Below are 21,640 nucleotides of genomic sequence, written 5' to 3' on the forward strand. Positions count from 1 at the left end.
TGCTTCGCCCTATGAATGTGCTTGATCTGTTGTCCAGCCTGCGCAAGGCCAATATCCAGATTTCTCTTGTGGATGACAAGCTGAAAATAAAGGCACCCAAGGGTGCCGTCACGCCTGAGATCAAGCAACAGCTCAGCGAAGCGAAACAGGATATTATTGAGTTTCTGCGTGAGGCTGCCACGCCTTCTGCGGGCGCTACTGTCATTCCAACGGTCAGTCGTGATCAGGCATTGCCGCTTTCTTATACTCAGGAAGCGCTGTGGACACTGGATCGCATGAACCCGGGCAGTATTGCTTACAATTTGCCAATGGCGTTCAAATTTTTCGGCGGATTGGATGTGCCTTTACTGGAGCGAGCCATCGGTATGGTGCTGGAGCGCCATGAAGCACTGCGTTTGTACGTAGAGGAAACAGATGAAGGGAACCCCATTGCGTGCTTTCGGGAACCCACATCCTATGGCTTACCTGTCCATGACCTGACAATCGAAGCAGGCGCTGACTACCTGGCTTGTGTTAAAGCGGCGGTTGATCGTCATGCCATGCAGCCATTTGATCTTGCTTCAGGTCCGTTGTATCGCTTTGACCTGGTCAAAGTATCCGGTGCAATCGAGCCCCATGAACTCTTAATCGTTTGTCTGCATCATATTATTTCAGATGGTCTGTCCCAGAACCTGTTGGTTCGGGAGATTGCCATGCTGTATGCGTCTTATGTTCAGGGTGCACCTTCCATGCTGGCGCCGCTTACGATTCAGTATGCGGATTTTGCGGCCTGGCAGCGCAACCAGTTGGTAGGTGAAAAGCTGGAACAGGAGATCCGCTTCTGGAAAGGCCAGCTTAAGGACGTGCCGTCGTTGTTGGCACTGCCTACCGACCGGCCCCGGCCATTGATCCAAACTACACGGGGCGCCAAATACCATTTCTCCATACCGGCCGCTACGGCGCAGGCAGTCATCGAGTATACCCAGGCGAACAATTACACTGTGTTCATGGGGCTGATGGCCGCGTTGCAGATGGTATTGGCACGTCATGCGAAGCAGACGGATTTTTGCATTGGTATGCCAACTGCCGGGAGGCACTATAAAGAAGTTGAATCGTTGATCGGTTTCTTTGTCAATGGTGTTCTGGTGCGGGCCAGTGTAGACGAAAAACTTACCTGGAAAAGTCATCTTGATGCGGTTAAACAGCGGCTAATGGATGTGCTTTCGCATCAGGAAACACCGGCACAGCTGATCATTGATCACCTTGATGTGCCGCGCAATCCCAGTTATCCACCATTAGCCCAGGTGGGCTTCCAGTTGCAGAACTTTTCCGGTTCGGTGAACAGCGCCGGTGATGAAGCACAGATGCTGGATGTGTTTGCCAGGATGACCCAACTGACCATGGAACCGTTGAAGTTAGAGGAAGCGGATTCCAAGTTTGACATGATCGTCAGTATGGCTCAAAACGAGTCCGACCTTAGTGGCTACGTAGAGTACAACACCGACTTATTCGATGAGTCTACGATTGCCCGCTTGATGCGCCATTTGATCGCAGCCCTGAACAGCATGCTCGCCCAGCCGCAAGCGCGCATTGCCAATGTGCCCTTGGATCCTCTGGTGGAACTGGCGCAGCAATTAGGCGTGTTGGAAAACGAACAACTGGCCCGTTTGACCACGACCCAGATGGCGTTCGTCCAGGATATTGAGCTGCGACCTGATACCCGCCAGTACGCCGTTGGATTTAACTATGCCATCCATAAACGGGTAGATCACAAGCTACTGCAGACCTCGATCAATCACGTTATTGGTTCCCATGCGGCTCTAAGCGCCCGCTTTGTGCGCTGTGATTTGCCATGGGCAGATGCTGCGTATCAGGTATTCAGAACCGGCTATTCAGTTGAGTTGGAAGAAATCGATATTGGTGAGCGTGCAGATGCCCAGCAGTTTGTTGAGCGCCATTTTGATAAATGGTGCTACCGAACCCATGATATCTTTGCCGAGGAGCTGATTCGTTTCCAATTGCTGACCAGTGGTGATAACAGCTGGTTGCTGTTGTCCTGTCACCATATTATCCTGGATGGTATCTCCGGGATGGCCATGTTGCGCAAGATTATTCAATGTTATGAAGCCTTGCTCGCGGCTACCGAATGCCCCGACTTCACGGATGCGTTTCCCCACTATATTGCCGATCACCACCAGCAGGTTGATGCGCCCTCCGCAGTGGCATTCTGGCACGGCAAGGCGGCAGATGTTCTGCCGCTGGGTTTCTCCATGCCTCCGGCGTGGCCGCAGCAATCTGAGTATCAGATTTTACGGCATTCGGTTGGAGCCACACTGTTACAGAATATTCAATCTTATTGCCGTAAGCAGAAAACCCACCCCAGTATTGTCTATCGTTTGATTGCAGCGTTGATGATCAAAAGTTATTGCCGGCCTGAAGGTGACTTCGTGCTCTGGGACATCCAGTCCGGGCGCTCGGCCAATGAGAAGGGGGCCATCGGTGTATTCTACCAGCAGGTTCCCTATATCATCCCGATTGATCTGTTGACAGGGGAGCATTGTGCGGCAGATTTCTACGGTCAGCAGCGTCGTTATCGACGTGAGATCAAAGATCATACCTATCTTTCGCTGGCCCAGCTTAACCAGCTGTTTCCCGCAGGTACCCTCAGCTTCCAGTATAATTATTTTAATTTTCTTGAACCGGTTACCATCGATGGCTCAACCTCGCTTCCGGATACTTTCTCCTCTCATGTGGATAACACCGTGCAGGTGTTTGTTAAGGATTACGGTACCACCCTTGATTTCGAGTTGTGGTTTGATGGTTCGGTATTTGTGCCACTGGATTTTCTGCCGCGAATGGAGTTTATCGCCCAACAGCTGGTGACAAATGAATCGCTGCCACTGTGCAAACTGCGTTATGACCTAGGCGATGAGCGGCGCACTCTGAATCTTTGGAACCAGAATCACGCCGATCTCGAATACCACAGCATCGTGCCTTGGCTGCAGCAGTCTTTCCGGGATTATGCAGCCAATGTGGCGCTAATCCACGGTACTACTCAGTTTACCTACGCTGAGCTGGAATCAATCTCTCGCATTCTGGCCAATACGTTATTGGAGAGTGGCGTACAGCAGGGGGACAGAGTCGGTGTGTACCTGGGGCGGTCACATTGGTCGGTTATCTCGGTTCTGTCCATCATTCAGTTGGGTGCCGTTTATATTCCAATTGAAGCATCTTATCCGCAAGAGCGCGTCGATTATATATTGGCTGATTCCGGTGCGCGTTTGTTGATTACCGAATCCTGCCTGGCGCAGAACGTTCACAGGTTTCCCGAAACCATCATAAAGCTGGATACGGTCACGTTGGATTCGGTGAATGAGGGGATTGATTCTGCCACCAAGCCGTTGCCGAAGCTGGAATTGACACCCCAGGATCCCATCTATGCCATCTACACTTCCGGCTCCACCGGCCAACCCAAAGGTGCGTTGGTTACCCACAGTGGTGAAGTAAATTTGCAGCGTTGGTATACCCAACTGTGTGAGTTTACTGACCAGGATCGAACCCTGATTATCAGTGCCTTTGGTTTTGACCTCACTCAGAAAAACCTGTTTGCACCGTTATTGTGTGGCGGTGCTGTGGTCGTGCCCGAGATGGACGAGTTTGATGCCTCGCTCATTGCCAGTGAAATTCACACACATCATGTTACTCACATTAACTGTGCTCCCAGTGCGTTGTATTCCATTGTGGATGAATGCGATGCCCAACGGGCACAGCAGCTATCGACGTTGCGTTGGGTGTTTTTGGGAGGCGAGCCTATCCGGTTGAGTGCGTTGCAGCACTGGTTGCAACACCCGGCCACCGGGGCCCAGGTCGTTAACAGTTACGGGCCAACAGAATGTACCGACGTGGTTTCCTGCTATGTGTTAACGAATCTGGCCGCCGAGAACAAACTGATTCCCATTGGTAAACCAATCTGTAATACCCAGTTGTATATCTTGAATGACGAGCTTGCGCCAGTGCCTATGGGGGCCATGGGTGAAATCTGCATTGCGGGCGCCGGTCTCGGGCTTGGCTATATCGGCAAGGACGAACTGACTGCCGAGGTTTTTGTAGAAAGCTCTGCGCTGGACACTATGGTGTATCGTACCGGTGATTTGGGGCGATTCTGTCCCGACGGTAACATTGAGTACATCGGCCGTAAGGATTTTCAGGTCAAGGTGCGGGGCTTGCGCATTGAGCTGGGGGAAGTGGAGAGCGCGATTAAAGGCTTGGCGGGTGTATCGGATGCTGTGGTGCTGGTGCAGGATGACACCCTGGTGGGATACGGTCTGAGTACAGTCAATGACGCACCCAGCGGTTGGCAAGGGGAGCTTAGGGCAAAGCTGCCGGACTATATGGTTCCAGCCTACCTGATCATGTTGGATGCCTGGCCCCTGACACCCAATGGCAAAATTGACCGCAAGGCGCTACCCCATCCCGATAGCGGCAGCCCCGTGGTGGATTATGTGGCGCCCCGCAATAAGGTGGAGGCCGCTGTTGCATCAATTTGGGAACAGGTGCTGAAGGTGGAGCGGGTTGGGGTGCTCGACAGCTTTTTTGATCTGGGGGGCCACTCATTGCTGGCAAACCAGATCGTATCGCGTATACGCAAACAGTTTGATATCGAGTTGCCCATTCGCGATTTGATACTGTACCCCAGCGTGGCGGAGCTTTGTGAACGGGTTTACATGGCGCAGAAGAGCCAGGCCCTTGGTGCACTTTCCAGTGTGCCGCGTGATACGCGGCTGCCTCTTTCGGCCGCGCAGCAACGTATGTGGTTATTGGACCAGATTGAACCCGGCAACGCTGCCTATCACGTCCCCAGTATCGTAACGGTAAAAGGTTCACTCAGCATAGCGTTGGTGGAGCAGGCGTTTTCTGCCGTGGTGAATCAACACGAAGGCATGCGCGCAATTTTTGTTGAGGACGATTTGGGTCCCAGGCAGGCGTTTCTTCCCTCAGGGGAATGGCATCTGGAACGGATCGATGGCACGGAATGGGATGAAACCCGGCTCCGTAAACGGGTCGCTGGGTTGGTGGTTCAGCCGTTTTCTCTTGATGAGGGGCCTTTGTTTCGCGCAGCGGTGATACAGCGCGCCGAACAGGAGTACTTATTAGTGGTGGTATTGCATCATATCATCACCGATGGCTGGTCGAATGGAATACTGGTGCGTCAGCTTGCGGCAAACTATGTGCAGCTAATGTCAGGGCAAAGCGTGCCCACCGTGCCGGCAGGATTACAGTACGCTGACTTTGCTGCCTGGCAGCATGATTATCTTCAGCAAACAATGGATGTGAAGATTCAGTTCTGGCGCGAGGCTCTGCAGGATATTCCTGCGCTTGAGCTGCCGCTGGATTACCCCCGTCCTGCCAGTCAGACGTTCAACGGTGGCAGCATTTCATTTAGTTTGTCTGTTGAAGCAACCCGAAACCTCAATAACCTGGCTGGGCGATTCCAGGCCACACCGTTTATGGTGTTAATGGCATCTTATGCTGCCTTGTTGCAACGCTATAGCGGACAGGATGCCTTTGCCATTGGCTCCCCTGTTGCAGGTCGTGATCGCCCCGAGCTGGAGGACATCGTTGGTTTCTTCGTTAATACCGTGGCGGTACCGGTGGCACCTGAGCCCGGGCAGCCGTTTACCCGCTTGCTGGAACAGATCAAGGAAAACAGCCTGAACTGTTTCGAACACCAGGATGTTCCATTTGAGCAGATCGTAGAGGAATTGAACCCGGTACGGGACATGAGTCGCTCACCTGTTTTTCAGGTGATGCTGGCCTATCAGAATCTCCCTCTGGGTGACGGTGGTGTGGGAGCCCAGGAATTGGGTGATCTGTCCCTGGAGCCCTACGAGCTGGAACTGGAATCGGCCAAGTTTGAGCAGACAATCACGGTGTGGCCCGAAGGCGACCGATTAGGGGGGGCGCTTACCTATAATACCGACCTGTTTAAACGAGCTACCGCCCAACAGTTTGTCGAGCACTTCCTGCGATTTTGTGAACAGGCGTTCGCACAACCGGAGCAACCCCTGCACCGAATTGAGGTGTTGTCGGAGGAGCAGATTCAGCAACAGTTGGTGGCCTGGAATCAGACCCAGCATGACTATCGGGCGGATCGTATCGAACATCTGCTGGCTGCCCAGATCGAAAAGACCCCGGAGGAAATTGCGGTCACCCAAGGGCCGTTGACGCTGAATTACCGTGAACTCGGTAAGGCATCGGATGCCATCGCCAACGCATTTATAGAAAGCGGTGTGGAACACGGGGATTTTGTCGGCATTGTACTCGACCGAAATCTGCATCTAATGTCCGCCATACTGGGAATACTCAAGGCCGGTGCAGTGTATGTGCCCATTGATGCAAGCTATCCCGCAGATCGTATTCAATACATTTGTCAGCAGTCCGGTATTCGCACGCTGATCACCTTGCCTCACCTCAAGCAGAATTTACCAACCACTGCAGCGGGCGATCCAGAAGCCACCGAGAGCACCCCCATTATCTGCCTCGATTTGTCGAATCTGCCGCAGTGGATGGAGAACACCAGCCCGCTTAACAGTGTTTCATTTCAACAGGATGACTTGATCTATGTGATCTACACCAGTGGCTCCACCGGCAAGCCCAAGGGAACCGGCGCATATCATCGCAGTGAAGCCAATTTGCTCGCCTGGTACACCGGTCAGTTCCACATGGCAGCCAGTGATCGTGTGTTGTTGTTAAGTGCCATTGGTTTCGACCTTACTCAGAAAAACTTGTTTGCCCCCCTGGCCACCGGTGCCAGATTGGTAATCCCTGAGTTCCAGGAGTACGATCCGAATCGTATCATCGACACCATTGAAAGCGAGGAAGTTACCTGGCTCAATTGCGCACCCAGTGCGTTCTATCCCCTGGTGGAGAATGCAGAGGATTGGCCCCGCCTTAAGTCCCTGCGTTATGTATTCCTGGGTGGTGAACCGATCAATATGAGCCGCCTTGGCGCCTGGATGGAGCAAAGCCCGTGTCGGCTGGTCAATAGCTACGGCCCGACGGAGTGTGCCGACATCGCTTCCTGGCATCTGCTTGATCCTGTGGTGGATCAGCACAAGTCAGCCGTTCCCATCGGGCGCCCCAACTACAACGTCCAGCTGTACGTGTTGGGTGAACATCAGGAACTTTTGCCCCGGGGTGCGATAGGTGAGCTCTGTATTGGTGGAGACGGCGTGGGGCCGGGGTATCTGAATCAACCTGAGATGACGGCCGCGGCTTTTCTGGATAATCCGCATCAACCGGGATCCCTGATCTATCGCACCGGTGACAGAGTACGTTACCAGGAAGACGGTACAATCGTTTATTTGGGGCGCCGGGATCATCAGATCAAGTTGCGTGGCTATCGTGTGGAAGCCGGTGAGATCCAGTCTGTCATCAATCGTCACCCACAGGTGAAGGAATCCCTGGTGGATGTGATCAAGAACCCATTGGGTTTAGATCAGCTGGTTGCCTGGGTCGCCAGTGGCCGTCACAGTCAGAATGATGATGCTCTTTTGCTGGAGCTGAAACAGATTACACAATCCAATCTGCCCCAGTTTATGTTGCCTGACAGCTGGGTGGTGATCGAATCATTCCAGCTCACTGCCAATGGCAAGATTGATCGAAAGGCGCTGCCCTTACCGGACTGGTCTGAGCGCAAAGTTGCCTATGTCGCGCCCCGGAATGCTCTGGAAGTAAGCCTTGCTGAGATCTGGGCGGAGGTTTTACACCTTGACCAGGTAGGCGTGCATGACAACTTCTTTGAGTTGGGGGGACACTCCCTGCTGGCGACTCAGGTGGCTTCCAGAGTGCGCAAGACGTTGGGTATTGGTCTGGCCATTCGCGATCTCATGGCTGAGCCTACTATTGCCGCTCTGGCGCCAAAACTATTACGTCAGAACAAGACAGATATGGATGCGCCGTTGGAGGCCATCGCCCGTGATACCCGCATCCCCCTGTCTTTTGCCCAACAGCGTTTGTGGCTGCTGGATAAAATTGAGCCTGGGTCACTGGCTTACAGCGTGCCTTCCATTCTTAGAATTAAAGGCAAACTGAATCACGTGAATCTGGAACGGGCACTGATCAAGGTGTTTAACCGTCATGAGGGGTTGCGCACCGTATTTCTGCAAGACGATGAAGGCCCGTATCAATCCATATTGCCTGAACAAGACTGGTCCTTACCGTTGGTTGATGTGCGTCGCAGCGCTGATACGAGTGATGAGAAAGCATTGCTAGCGGAAACAAGGCGCTTGCTGGCCATCGAGCTGATGACACCATTTGATCTGGCCGGTGGCCCCCTGTTCCGCACCCGGCTGTTTCAGTTAGGTGATGACGAGTTTGTCTTTATGGTGGTGATTCACCATATCGTCACTGATGGCTGGTCGATGAATCTGCTGATTCAGGATCTGGCCAACGCCTATATTCAAATCGATCTGCACGATGATGTTTACTTTGATCGTCTGCACGTTCAATACGCGGATTTTGCTGCATGGCAGCGAAAACGCCTGGACGCCAAGCGCCAATCTGAATTGCTGGGGTATTGGAAGCAATCGCTGGCGGGTGTAGAGCCATTGAATTTGCCCACCGACTATCAACGGCCAGCAGTGCAAACCTACAATGGAAATACCATTCGCTTTTCAATACCACTGGAAGTTCGTGAGGCTTTGCATCAGCTGGCGATCGAACGAAATACCTCTCTGTTTGCCACCCTGCTCAGCGGATTCTTTGTCCTGCTGCGCCAGTACTCGGGGCAGAATGATTTTTGTATTGGTACACCTGTTGCTGGCAGGGAGAGCGCCGAGCTGGAAAAAATTGTCGGCTTTTTTGTTAATACGCTAGCGATTCGGGCTGATCTCACGTCCAACGAGGATTTTATATCCGTACTGGAGCAGGTAAAAACCACATTGATGGATGGGCTCGCCCATCAGGAAATGCCCTTCGAGCAGATTGTTGAAGAGGTGGATCCGGCCCGGGATATGAGCCGCTCGCCGTTGTTCCAGGTGATGCTCGCTTATCAAAACCTGCCCACGGAACAGGCGGCGTTGGGTGGAGCAGAGAATCTGGGTGAGGTACAGCTTGAACCGTTTGATCCGGGTGTGGATTCCAGCAAGTACGAGCTCACTCTCACGTTGTGGGATGACGCCAGCGGGTTGGGTGCCTCCCTGCAATACAACACTGATTTGTTTTCCCAGCAAACCGTAGAGCGGCTTGCCGGCCACTATGTCGGCTTATTGGGCGAGTTGGTTGCGCGTCCGGCCGAACCCATTAAATCGTTGAACTATCTTTCCACGGTTGAGCGTGAACAGCAACTGGTGGAATGGAATTTGACTGATCGGGAGTACGATCGTCAGCTCACCCTGGACAAAGCGCTAACGGCTTCCCTGGCCGCCAATGGGGAGCGCACCGCAGTGGTGTGCGGCGCGGCAGCGTTAACCTACGCTGAGCTTGATCAATACTCCAACGGTGTTGCAGCGTTACTCCAGCACAGAGGCGTGCAATGTGGTGATCGTGTGGCTTTGTGTGTTGATCGCAACCTGCACCTGATGTCAATTTTGATTGGCATTATCAAAGCCGGTGCCTGTTATGTTCCGCTGGATGCCAGTTATCCCAAGCACAGAATTCAATACATTCTGCAGAACTCTGAGTCAAAGTTGGTTATCACTCAAGCGCATCTCGAGGCAGTATTGCCTGATACAACGGAAACTCTGGTTTTGGATCAGGTGTTGGAGCACCTGGAATCCAGCAGTGAGGTGTATAAACCAGTTGAAGTTGATGCTGAACAGCTGCTTTATATTATTTTTACATCCGGTTCCACCGGAAACCCCAAAGGCACGGGTGCGTTTCACCGATCTGAAATCAATCTCCTGGAATGGTACAGCAATGAGTTTAATCTGGTGGCCAGTGATCGTTTATTGCTGTTGTCGGCAATCGGTTTCGATCTTACCCAGAAAAATCTTTTTGCTCCATTGCTCAGAGGGGCGAGCCTGGTGATCCCCGAATTCAATGAGTTTGATGGTCAAAAGATAAATCAGTTGATCAACAAGGAACAAGTTACCTGGCTGAATTGTGCCCCCAGTGCGTTCTACGCCCTCCAGGATGAGCCGGCGGAATGGAATAACCTGCGCACCCTGCGGCTGCTGTTTTTGGGTGGTGAACCCATTAACGTTCCCCGAATCGCCGGTTGGTTGCAGCAATCCCACTGTCAATTGATCAACAGTTACGGGCCTACTGAATGCGCTGATATAGCCGCCTGGTATGCAGTGGATGTTGAGCGGGATTACCATGCTCCGGCGCTTCCCATCGGTCGACCCAATTATAATGTGCAACTGTATATCCTGGGCGATGAGCTGGAACTTCTGCCGACGGGTGCAGTTGGCGAATTGTGTATTGCCGGTGATGGTGTTGGGCCAGGTTATATAAATGACCCCCGGCAAACCCATTCTGTGTTTGTGTCCAATCCCTACAGCAACAGTGGTAATCTTTACCGCACCGGGGATCGCGTGCGCTATCGTACGGATGGCAATATAGAATATTTGGGCCGCAAGGATCACCAGATCAAACTGCGCGGTTATCGTATCGAGGCCGGAGAAATACAGTCAGTTATAAATCACGTGACGGGCGTCAAAGACAGTCTCGTGGATGTGGTCAAGGACGAGCAAGGGGTGCAGCGGCTGGTGGCCTGGGTAGTCACCCACGACAGCATCGACGATCTTGAGGGCTTGTTGAAGCCTGAGTGTCAGAAAAAGGTCCCCGCCTTCATGGTGCCGGAATCCTGGCTGCAGTTGGCAAGTTTTCCGCTAACGCCCAACGGTAAGGTGGATCGAAAGCAGCTGCCGCAACCACAGGCGCTGGCAGTGAATGACTTTGTTGCCCCATCCACTGAAACGGAGGTGGCGCTGGCCAAGCTGTGGTCTTCAGTGCTCGGTGTGGATCTTGTTGGGGTGACCGATAACTTTTTCGCCCTGGGGGGACAGTCTTTGCTGGCGACCCAGTTGGTCAGTCGCATGTCCCGGCAGTTGCAGCGCACGGTTTCGGTTCGCGATCTCTTTGAGAATCCAACCATAAGGGCGCTCACCAAGTACATGGATACAGCGGCCCATCAGGTTGAGCGGCCGGCCATTGTTAAACGTCCCGTGCAGGCGCAGGTACCGCTGTCGTTCGGCCAGCAGAGGCTGTGGTTTTACGAACAGATGAATCCCGGTACCCGTGCTAATAATATGCCGGTAGCGGTGCGTATCAAGGGTGACCTCAATACTCGGGTACTGGAAAAGGCGTTCTACGAGCTTTGTCGCCGCCATGAATCTTTGCGTGCCAGCTTTGGTGCGGATGCAGATGGTACCCCCATACAACGGATTGCTGACTCAGTCACCTTCAACTTGCACTGTGTGGACCTGACTGCGGTGGATGCCGCACAACAACAGGCTGAGCTGGAGCAATTGATCGAGCACAACAGCACGCTGCCAATCAGTCTTGATGTTGCCCCTTTAATGCGAGCCTCCGTGGTTAAAACCGCATCACAGCCGGCACAGCAAACCCTGCTCTTGTGTATGCATCACATCATTTCGGATGGCGCATCGCAGGTGATCCTGTTCCGGGAACTGATGACGCTTTATCTGGCGTTTTTAGCTGAACAGCCTTCGCCATTACCGGAACTTCGAATTCAGTATCCGGACTTTGCCTGGTGGCAGAGAGAGTGGCTGAATGATCAGACCCTGGCCAGCCAGCTCAGGTATTGGCAGGATCAGTTCAAAAACGTGCCGGCTTGTCTTGATCTGCCTCTGGATAAACCCAGGCCCAAGGTTCAAACCAGTAATGGCGATACAGTAAATACCACGTTCCCGGAATCCCTGGTTGAAGGATTGAGGGCAGTGTGTGATCGTCATGGTGTCACCCCATTTATGGCTACGCTACTGGCATGGCAGATTTTCCTGCATCGCTTCAGTGGTAAGGATGACATTTTGGTGGGTGTGCCGACCCTGGGGCGGCACAGCCCGGAGCTGGAGCCCATTATCGGTTTCTTTATTCAAAGCCTGGTGCTGAGGGCGCAGTTTGCGGATAACCCGTTGCTGGCAGATGCCCTGGAAGATACCAAACAAACTGTACTGGAAGGCTTTGCCAATGGCGATGTGCCGGTGGACAAAATTGTCGAACACCTGGGTATTGCCCGCAACCCATCGTATTCGCCTCTGGCACAGGTGGCTTTCCAGCTTTTGGATAACGCAGGCTTTAGCGCATCGCAGTTGGCCGAGCAGGCTGCTTTTGGTGATATGCAAGTGGAGGTGCTGGGCAGTCAGACTGCATCGGCAAAGTTTGACCTGACATTAAGTCTGACCTTGGATGGAAATCAGCTGTCAGCTTCGTTGGAATACAACACCGATCTCTTTTATGAGGAAACGGCTGCCAACATGCTGGTGGGCTTTGAAAGGGTTTGCTGGCAATTGGTTCACAGCCTGGACCGACCTGTTGCCGCGGTTCAGGTGCTTGCAGAGGGCGAACTGGTGGATGCGTTGGGGCTGGATACCGAGTCGGTGGACAGTGTTCAACCCTTATCCCGAATGCAATACGACATGTTCATGGACAATCTGGTGAACCCGTCGTCCCTGCAAAGCAGTCATGGTTGGAATATACATATTCATCGCGCGTTGGATCTTGGGCTGTGGCAACAGGCTTTGCGTGAGATCGTACAGGCGCAACCCATGTTGAGGGCAAGGTTTGTTGCTGCGCAAAAGGCGAACCTGGATATGGGCTATCTTGTGATCCAGTCGCAGCTCGAGCCTGTTGTTGAGGTAATTGACAAGAGTGCCGAGCCTATATCAGAGCAGGCGTTGGCGTCGTTGATCAACGGGTTGATCTACAAGCCCTACGCGGTCGAGCACGAACCATTGATCCGCTATTACGTGATTAAACTGGCCCCTGATCATAACGTGGTTATAACCGCAGTACATCACGCCATACTGGATGGCGCGTCACTAAACGTACTCTGGTTACAGTGGACCACTGCCTACAATCAATTGCAAAGGGGGGAGACCCCCCGGATCGCAACGGTACCATTTTCTGATTACGTCGATGACGAACGGCAGAAGATGGATACCGCCCCGGTTCTGGCGTTCTGGCAGAACAAACTGGCACAGGTTGAACCGCTGGATTTCACGGTGCCGTCACCGGTACCCGGCCCTGATCATTTCGTCACCCGTGAAGGCTATTTGAGTGATGATCATTGGGCAGGGGTAAAACGTTTCTGCCGTCAGCACCGAATTACCCCATCACTTTACTTTAAGTGCCTGTTCGGTTATCTGGTGCAGCAATACTGCCGCTCCGATAGTGATTTTTCCATTCAGGAAACAATGGCAGGCCGTATCAAGGGTCATCAGGAGGCAATGGGATGCTATATCCAGGAAATTCCGTTTGTGTTCTCCAAGCAGGTCTTGTCTGCAGAGCAGCGTTTTACCGATGTGCTTGAGTACGCTCGTCAATTCCAGAAGTCCATCAAGGATCAGCGCCTCATCTCCATCGGCAAACAATTGGCGCTTGCACCCAAGGGGCGAATTGGATTTATGTACAACTTCTATCAGTTCCTGGCCAGTTCTGAGTTTTTGGGTGAACAGCTAAGCCCGGAGGGTACGCCCAGTGATCCCGCCAACAACGTTCAGTTTGTAGTGACCGAAGTGGCCGGCCGCCTGAAGTTAAATCTTTTTTACCATCAACATCTGTTTGCCGACTTCGGTATGCTACAACGGATTCAAGACCTCAGCGAGCAGGTTCTCAGGAACCCGGACATTCGGTTGGCGCAGTTTGAGCTGGTCTCAAGCCCCGCCGAGAAAGTGACCTTGCTGGAGAGCTGGAATGCGACGGAACGTCATTATGATCTTGGTTCATGTCTGCATCAGAAGTTTGAAGTCAACGCTCAGGCGCGTCCTGATGCTATGGCCATCATTGATGACCAGCGGGCCTACACCTATGGTGAATTGAATCGCCGTGCCAATCAGATCGCGCACTACTTGATTGAGCAGGGTGTTCAGTCCAATCACCTGGTTGGGCTGTGTGCCGATCGCTCCTGTGATTTTCTGGTGGGTATACTGGGTATTATGAAAGCCGGAGGCGCTTATGTGCCAATGGACCCAAAATACCCGGATGATCGTATCGAGTATATGATATCCAATTCCGAAGTAAGTGTGCTGATCACACAGGAGCACCTCCTGAACAAGTCTGATGCGGTGGCCAATGGCGTCCACCGGGTCTGTCTTGATCGTGATTGGCCTGTTATTCAGGGATATTCTGCTGCCAACCCCAATCTTGATATCAGCTCCCGTAACCGCGCCTACATGATCTACACTTCAGGCTCAACGGGATTACCCAAAGGCGCCATCATTCGTCACGATGGCGCACTCAATCATATTGAAGCTGAATGCGAAGTGCTGGCGTTCGCTGGTGCATTCAGTTTTCTGCAAACCGCGCCATCGTCATCGGATATATCTGTTTGGCAGTTTGTGGGGCCGGTCACCCGCGGTGGAAAAGTAGTGGTGTTGGATGACGTGACGCATTCCGAAAAACTGTTCCGCCTGGTTAAGGAAAACAAGATCGATGTGGTGGAACTGGTTCCAGTGGCACTGCAGCTACTCATGGAATTTGTACGGCAGTTGCCCCCAGCGGAGCGTGCCTTGCCATCGTTGCGCTGGATGATGGCCACTGGCGAGGCCGTATCAACGGAGCTGGTTAATGACTGGTTGGCATTGTATCCCCATATCCCGGTGGTGAACGCCTACGGCCCGACGGAAGCTGCCGATGACGTTATCCAGTGTGCTATCAGCGCTCCGTTGCCTCCTGCTCAGAAAACGGTGCCGATCGGCAAGCCGTTGGCCAACCTTAAAGTCTATATTGTTGACGAGTTGCTGCGCCTGGTACCTGCAGGGGTCGCGGGGGAAATATGCATTGGCGGTATTGGAGTAGGGGAAGGTTACTGGCGCAATCCGGAAAAAACCGCCCAGTCGTTTGTCGCCGATCCCTTCACAACCGGTACGGGCGCGTTGATGTATCGGACCGGCGATTTGGGGCGTTGGCTTAGGGATGGCAGTGTTGAATATCTGGATCGGGTTGACAATCAGGTGAAGGTAAGGGGGTTCCGCATTGAACTGGGGGAAGTGGAGGCTGCTTTGTCGTCCTTGCCCGGTGTCAGGGAGAATGTTGTCATTGTCCGGGATGATATGCCCGGTGGCGCAGCATTGGCAGCCTACGTAGTGCCCGGACACGAACCAGGCACTGATCCCGAACTGGATCCGCAACGACTACGGGGACAACTGAGAGAATCATTGCCGGATTTCATGGTACCGGCAGCCATTACGGTGATGGAGGCCTTGCCGTTAACCCCGGCCGGCAAGATCGACCGCAAATCACTACCAAGGCCCGCAGTGATTCAATCCGGCTGTGGCGACTACGTCGCCCCGAGAACCGATACCGAGTCCACTCTTGTGGACATTTGGGAATCGCTTATGCCGGTACAGCGTGTCAGCGTAACCGATAACTTCTTTGAATTGGGCGGCCATTCTTTGTTGGGTGTTCGCATCATGTCCAAGGTTAATCAAGCATTCGGAACTCAGCTTCAGGTGGCTGCGCTGCTCAGCACACAAACCATCGCAAAGCTGGCGTTGTTGATTGATGCAAGTGAGGAACAGGCAATGGGGCTGGTGGTGCCCATTGCGGTATCGGAGCACCCACCGATATTCATGATTCATCCGGTGGGTGGTGATGTGCTCTGTTACGCCGATTTGGCCCGTGCTCTGAGCGATCAATTCTCTGTCTATGGAATTCGTGCCAAGGGCCTGGATGGCTCCTGTGCACCCGCACAGAGTATGGACGAGATAGCCCGGCTCTACGCAGACAGTATTCTTCAGGTTCAGGCACAGGGGCCATACCAGCTTTTGGGGCAGTCCCTGGGGGGGATTTTGGCGCAAGCAGTGGCAGCTCAGCTGGAACGCATGGGTCATCGGGTGGAAAATATTGTTATGCTGGATACTTTCAGCCCGCAGCACCTGCGTGCAGGAGGCGCTTCCACAGCGGAAATACTGAGTCGAGCACTGGGAGTCAACTCCGGAGCCCTGGCTCCGCAATCTGGGGCATCTGAAAACAACGGAAATTCAGAAGTTTATATCGAGTCTATCTACCGACTGGGTGTACAGGCGGGCGTATTGCCGGCGGAAATGGCAATGGATCAGTTTATGGCGCTGTACCGGGTAGCCGTACAAAATCATACGATTGCATCACATTATGATGTGGAAAAGCTGAATGCAAACGTGCATCATTTTACGGCAGCCGATAATATTACCGGAATCCGCTCCGGTAGCAGCTGGGGCCAACAAATGCCGCAGTTGCAATCCATCGACGTGCCGGGTGGCCATGAGACCATGATGCAGGGTGAGCATGCCAAACCCCTGGCAGAACAGATTCTTAACCGGTTACAAAACCATAACAACAATAAAGTATGAGGCATTGAATGCGAGTTGATGTGTTTCAGCAGTACGAATCCGAAGTGCGTTCCTATTGCCGGTCATTTCCTACCGTCTTCACCAAAGCCAAAGGCTCCTATATCGAGGCGCAGGATGGCCAGCGCTATCTGGATTTCTTTGCCGGTGCCGGTGCACTGAATTTTGGTCACAACCCGGATCTGGTGAAGCAACGATTGATTGAGTACCTGCAGGAAGATGGCATTCTGCATGGGCTGGATATGTACACCGATGCCAAGGGGCAGTTTCTGCAAGCCTTGCAGGAACAGATACTGCAACCCAAAAGCCTGGATTATCGGGTACAGTTTTGTGGCCCAACGGGTACCAATGCGGTTGAGGCAGCGTTGAAGATCGCCCGTAAAGTGAAAGGTCGCCGCAATATTTTTGCGTTCCAGGGCGGCTATCATGGTATGACTCTGGGTGCATTAGCCTGCACCGGTAATTCGTATAACCGAAAAGGGGCAGGTACGGCGCTCCCGGATGTCACGTTTATGCCGTTCCCATTTGGGCCCATGAAGGAAATTGATACCATCGCCTACCTGGATGCGGTGTTATCGGATTCCAGCTCCGGTATTGAAAAGCCGGCCGCGGTGTTGCTCGAAACCGTCCAGGCAGAGGGTGGGGTGGTGGTCGCCCCCACGCCGTGGTTAAAGCAGCTGCGTTCGCTGTGTGATAAGCACGATATCCTGATGATTGTTGACGATATTCAAGTGGGCTGTGGGCGCAGTGGAAACTTCTTCAGTTTTGAGCGGGCCGGCATTGTTCCCGATATTGTGACCCTGTCGAAATCCATCAGCGGTTGTGGATTGCCTCTGGCGGTTGTGTTGCTGAAACCGGAACTGGACGTATGGCAGCCCGGTGAGCACAACGGCACGTTTCGTGGCAATCAGCTGGCGTTCGTCAGCGGCACTGTGGGGATCGAGCTTTTTCAGTCCCTGAATCTTCCTGCTCAAGTGGCAGAAAAATCCCAGCTCCTGCAACAGGAACTCTCCGGCATTATCGACAGGTTGGATGCCAGAATGGAGCTACGCGGGCTGGGCATGATTTGGGGCGTGGACCTGGCCCCGTTAGGCAACGAGCGGTTAATTGATCAGATTACATCGCTGTGTTTTCAGGATGGCTTGATTATTGAAAACGCTGGCCGCAAGGGGCAGGTGTTGAAACTGTTGCCACCACTGACCGCCAGTTCCGACGAGCTTCACATTGGTCTGGAAATCATAGAGCGCGCCATGAAGAAAGCCCTGTAAAGGGCTTTTACAAAGCATCCAGTGTGTTCGATAGTTTTTGACAAAATTGTTTTAGTTCAGATGGATTACATACCGCCCTGGGGCAACCAATGATGATATTGGTAAGGTCATTGTAGGAACAGGCGGCAACGAATAGCGGCCGGTTTTCAAAAGGAATCGGTACGCCAAACTGGGAAAAGGGTTCAAACCCGTCACAGGAAAACATCTCATTCGCTACGTCGCCCATATAACTGACACTGCCGGACATGCGATAGCGCTGTTCCCGGTGCATGCGTTTTAAAGATTCGGGATGCACCCGAAACAAGGATTTTGGCAACCACTTTACGTATTGATACTTTTCCTTGAACGGGGCCAGATCCATTTTGTTACGCATGGAGCGTACAATGCTGGAGCGGATTTCATTGAGTTTGGTGTCGGCATTGATCTCCAGATCAATGGCACCACTGCAGTTGGCGACGGTAAAACCTTCGTTTTTCTCCATGTAGCGCCGCAAATCAGCAGGGATCCTGAATAAAACCTTACCCTCACCAAAATGCGCCCGTGCCAGTTGCGCACAGGCAAACAGAATTTTTGCGGCGAACTTGTTTTTGTCACCTTTCCAGTCAAATCGATACCATTGATAACCGGTACGCTCAGGATCGACGCTGCCTTTGATCACCGGCAGGCAATCATCTTCTGACACCGTACTGTCCGGCCGCTCCTCACGCATGGCAATATCCCATTCGGTCAGCATGGAGGAGGATCCCAACGGGTCTTCACCACGTAAGATCCTGAATACATCATTCATTAAATGAACAGTACCACGGCCATCGGTAACGGCATGGTGAGTACGGAATAACACATGGGTACCGGTCCTGGTGCGGATCTTGGCGATTTGGCAGGGGGATTCATGGCGCAGATCGATTGGGTTGCCAAGCAGTGGTGCACCTTCCGAACTGGCACTGTCCCAGTCAGGGGCATCGATGTCTTCGACGGTGGGTGCAAGCCCCTGGTCATCCCAGCGGCGCCATCCCCAGTAGCCCTTAAGGCGTACCTTGAAACCCGGGTTGGCAGTAACGGCCTGCGCCAGTGCTGACCTTAGTTTGTTGCTGTCAATATCGCCATTGCCGATGACAAAAAACTGATTCACCAAGGGGGAATAGTGGGGTAAATCGGCGGCAATGTACGTGAATTCTAGGGGTGAGGGAATCCGATAAAAACTCATAATATCGTTATTATTGTTGCGAGAGAGCTAACTATACCATGTCGGGATTATAGGGTACTATGCCGGTTCTAACTAAAATAATAACTGCGGTCCTGTAAGTAGATGTCAGGCTTAAAGCTTTTCTATTTTATTCTTTTTGGTCAGTCCATTTCTTTGCTTGGTTCCTCCCTCACCGGATTTGCGTTGGGTGTTTGGGTGTATCAAACCAGCGAATCGGTCATGGAATTCACCTTGATTCTGGTTGCCTCAACTTTGCCCGGTATCGTGCTGGGGCCCTTTATCGGCTCCTGGGTGGATCGGCTCAATCGCAAGTCCCTGCTGGTGGGTGCGCAGGCCGGCAGCGCCCTGATCATCATGGGGCTGGCTTTCCTATATTACTATGATTTGCTGCGGTTCTGGCATATTGCCGTGATCGTGTCCCTTGGTTCAGTTTTCGCCACCATGTTGCAGGTAGGGTTTACCTCAACAGTCACCCTGATGGTGCCCACCGAAGATCTTAATAAAGCCAATGCAGCGTTGGGAATGGTTCTGGGTTTGGTGCAGCTGGCCGGCCCCTTCCTGGCCGGTAAGGCGCTCGATACCATCGGTATTTCCACCATATTGCTGATTGATATCGTCAGCTTCAGCTTTGGTTTGGGTACCCTGTTACTGGCCAGTCTGCCGTCTACGCCCGCCAAGCCTGCAGATACTCAGACTTCCGTCTGGGAGGAGGTCAAAGAGGCCTATCGATTCCTCAAATCCAAGCCCGGGGTATTGGGAGGTTTATATCTGTTCACCTTGATCTGGTTCAACGTGTCCGCTGTACAGGCACTCATTACCCCGCTTGTGTTGTCCTATGCATCGCCCAGCGAAGCCGGTTTGATCATGTCCGTTGCCGGTGTCGGGGCGCTGCTGGGGGGCGCCGTGATGATGGGGTGGAAGGGGCCGGAGCGGCGCATGTACGGTATTCTGGGGGCAGCACTTGCCATTGCTTTCATCCTGGTCCTGTTGCCGGTTTATTCCAGCCTGGTGTGGATTGGGTTCTGGGCCTTTGTCATCATGGCGTTGGCTCCAGTGGCAACCGTATGCAGCCAGACGCTTTGGCAAAGGAAGGTACCGGTGCACTTCCACGGGCGGGCATTCAGTTTGAGAAATACAATTATGAAAGCCGCGCAGCCGGCCGCTTTTTTGAGTGCCGGTTTCCTGTATCAGAGTGTATTTGAACCCCTAATGAAAGAAGGGGCACTTTTGGCCAATATATTTGGCCCCATATGGGGAATCGGGGAAGGTCGGGGAATTGCCTTGTTAATCAGTCTGTTCGGTATTCTGAGCATTGTGATTGTGTTGATGGCCTGGTCCATTCGTGCCATAAGAACCGCCGATACCGCGCTGCCGGATGAGAATATCAGCCGGGCGGCAACGTAGACCGACCAGTCATATTTCGTTGTTCACTTCTATAGCCGGAATGTAAATTGTGTAACACGCTGTTTTTAAAGTGTAAACATTTCCCAAATTCCGTATCAACCGTTTGACGCCATACCGCCTTGGGCGTTTAATTCAACCTGACTATACAGAAAACGGTTTCAAATGGACTTGGAACGATCGTTCAGATAATATTGGTTAGTCTTCAAGCAATGCTGTAGGCGGCAGCGCTACCACCGGGGGACAAGCAACAGGAGCTTACTCTCGAATGGTGTGCAGTGACGATAAAACCTTAGTAACCAAGTTCAAACAATAATAAATCGGTGGTTCAAGGGCATGATGGCAACTCAATCCAGTATTCCGGTGAAAAGTAATTGGTTCCAGGTGGCGCGGCCGGTGTCCGAGCCCCGTCTTCGGCTGTTTTGCTTTTCCTATGCAGGTGGGAACGCCTCAACCTACCGCGACTGGCATAAGCGCTTGCCGGCGGATGTGGAAGTCTGCTCTGTTCAGCTGCCCGGCCGTGGTAGTCGATTCAAAGAAAAAGCCTTTACCGACCTGGACAGTCTTTTGTCCACACTGGCTCCGGAGATGGAGCCGTACACCCAGACACCTTATGCGTTTTTTGGTCACAGTATGGGTGCGCAGCTGGCATTTGAGTTGTCCAGGAAATTGCGGGACTTGGGCTACCCACAACCCAAGTGCCTGATTGTATCCGGTAGAAGGGCGCCGCAACGGGCAAAGAAGACCAAACCAATCTATTCTCTGCCTGAAGCAGAGTTTCGCGACGAAATCCGGCGCCTTAACGGCACACCTGAAGAAGCGCTGAACAATCCGGAATTGATGGATCTGGTCAGCCCCATTCTCAGAGCGGACTTCCAACTGATCGAGACCTGGGTGTATCAACCCTCGGACCCCATTGATGTGCCTGTTATGGCCCTGGGTGGTGTCAAAGACAACCAGGTATCCATGGATGATCTGGAAGAGTGGCGCAAAGTTACGAAAGGCCCTTTTTGTCTCGAGCTGTTCTCGGGAGATCATTTTTTCATCAATCAGGTGACTGACTCGCTCCTCAATACCGTTAACCAGGCGATTGAATCTGTGTTGGGCGGGTCGGATGGTATGCTGGCAAGCCGGAAAACGTCCTGAGAATTCAACACCCTCCGTTTCCTGTTCCAACTAGCTGATACGAAGGTTAGTTGCTAGAGTAATGGGTACCGTAAATAGTTATCGCATCTATTTAAAAACCAACGTTATTTCGGATAAGATGCTGTACT

The 21,640-nt window shown here is 52.7% G+C and carries 5 protein-coding genes; 4 read left to right on the top strand and 1 reads right to left on the bottom strand.

What is annotated here, in order from left to right; all coding sequences use genetic code 11:
* The first annotated feature begins 11 nt into the window (after nt 1-11).
* Together D9N13_RS17615 and ectB are read left to right on the top strand one after the other, a co-directional pair.
* On the top strand, nt 12-16,496 hold the full coding sequence (locus tag D9N13_RS17615; RefSeq protein WP_290592723.1) for a non-ribosomal peptide synthetase: 16,485 nt from the start codon (nt 12-14) through the stop codon (nt 16,494-16,496).
* A gap of 8 nt (nt 16,497-16,504) precedes the next feature.
* Complete coding sequence (gene ectB, locus D9N13_RS17620) at nt 16,505-17,761, top strand: diaminobutyrate--2-oxoglutarate transaminase (protein ID WP_290592725.1); 1,257 nt, start codon at nt 16,505-16,507, stop codon at nt 17,759-17,761.
* 7 nt (nt 17,762-17,768) lie between these two features.
* Here ectB and D9N13_RS17625 read toward each other — a convergent pair whose 3' ends face one another.
* A complete protein-coding gene (locus tag D9N13_RS17625) occupies nt 17,769-18,965 on the bottom strand; it encodes a hypothetical protein (protein WP_290592727.1) in 1,197 nt (398 codons plus the stop codon).
* A gap of 102 nt (nt 18,966-19,067) precedes the next feature.
* Here D9N13_RS17625 and D9N13_RS17630 point away from each other — a divergent pair, with 102 nt between their 5' ends.
* Together D9N13_RS17630 and D9N13_RS17635 are read left to right on the top strand one after the other, a co-directional pair.
* On the top strand, nt 19,068-20,369 hold the full coding sequence (locus D9N13_RS17630; RefSeq protein WP_290592729.1) for an MFS transporter: 1,302 nt from the start codon (nt 19,068-19,070) through the stop codon (nt 20,367-20,369).
* Nucleotides 20,370-20,702: 333 nt separating this feature from the next.
* Nucleotides 20,703-21,512, top strand: coding sequence for a thioesterase II family protein (locus tag D9N13_RS17635; RefSeq protein WP_290592731.1), 810 nt, complete (start codon nt 20,703-20,705; stop codon nt 21,510-21,512).
* Nucleotides 21,513-21,640 lie beyond the last annotated feature (128 nt).

It is taken from the genome of Ketobacter sp. GenoA1 (assembly GCF_003671475.1).
Taxonomy (GTDB): domain Bacteria; phylum Pseudomonadota; class Gammaproteobacteria; order Pseudomonadales; family Ketobacteraceae; genus Ketobacter.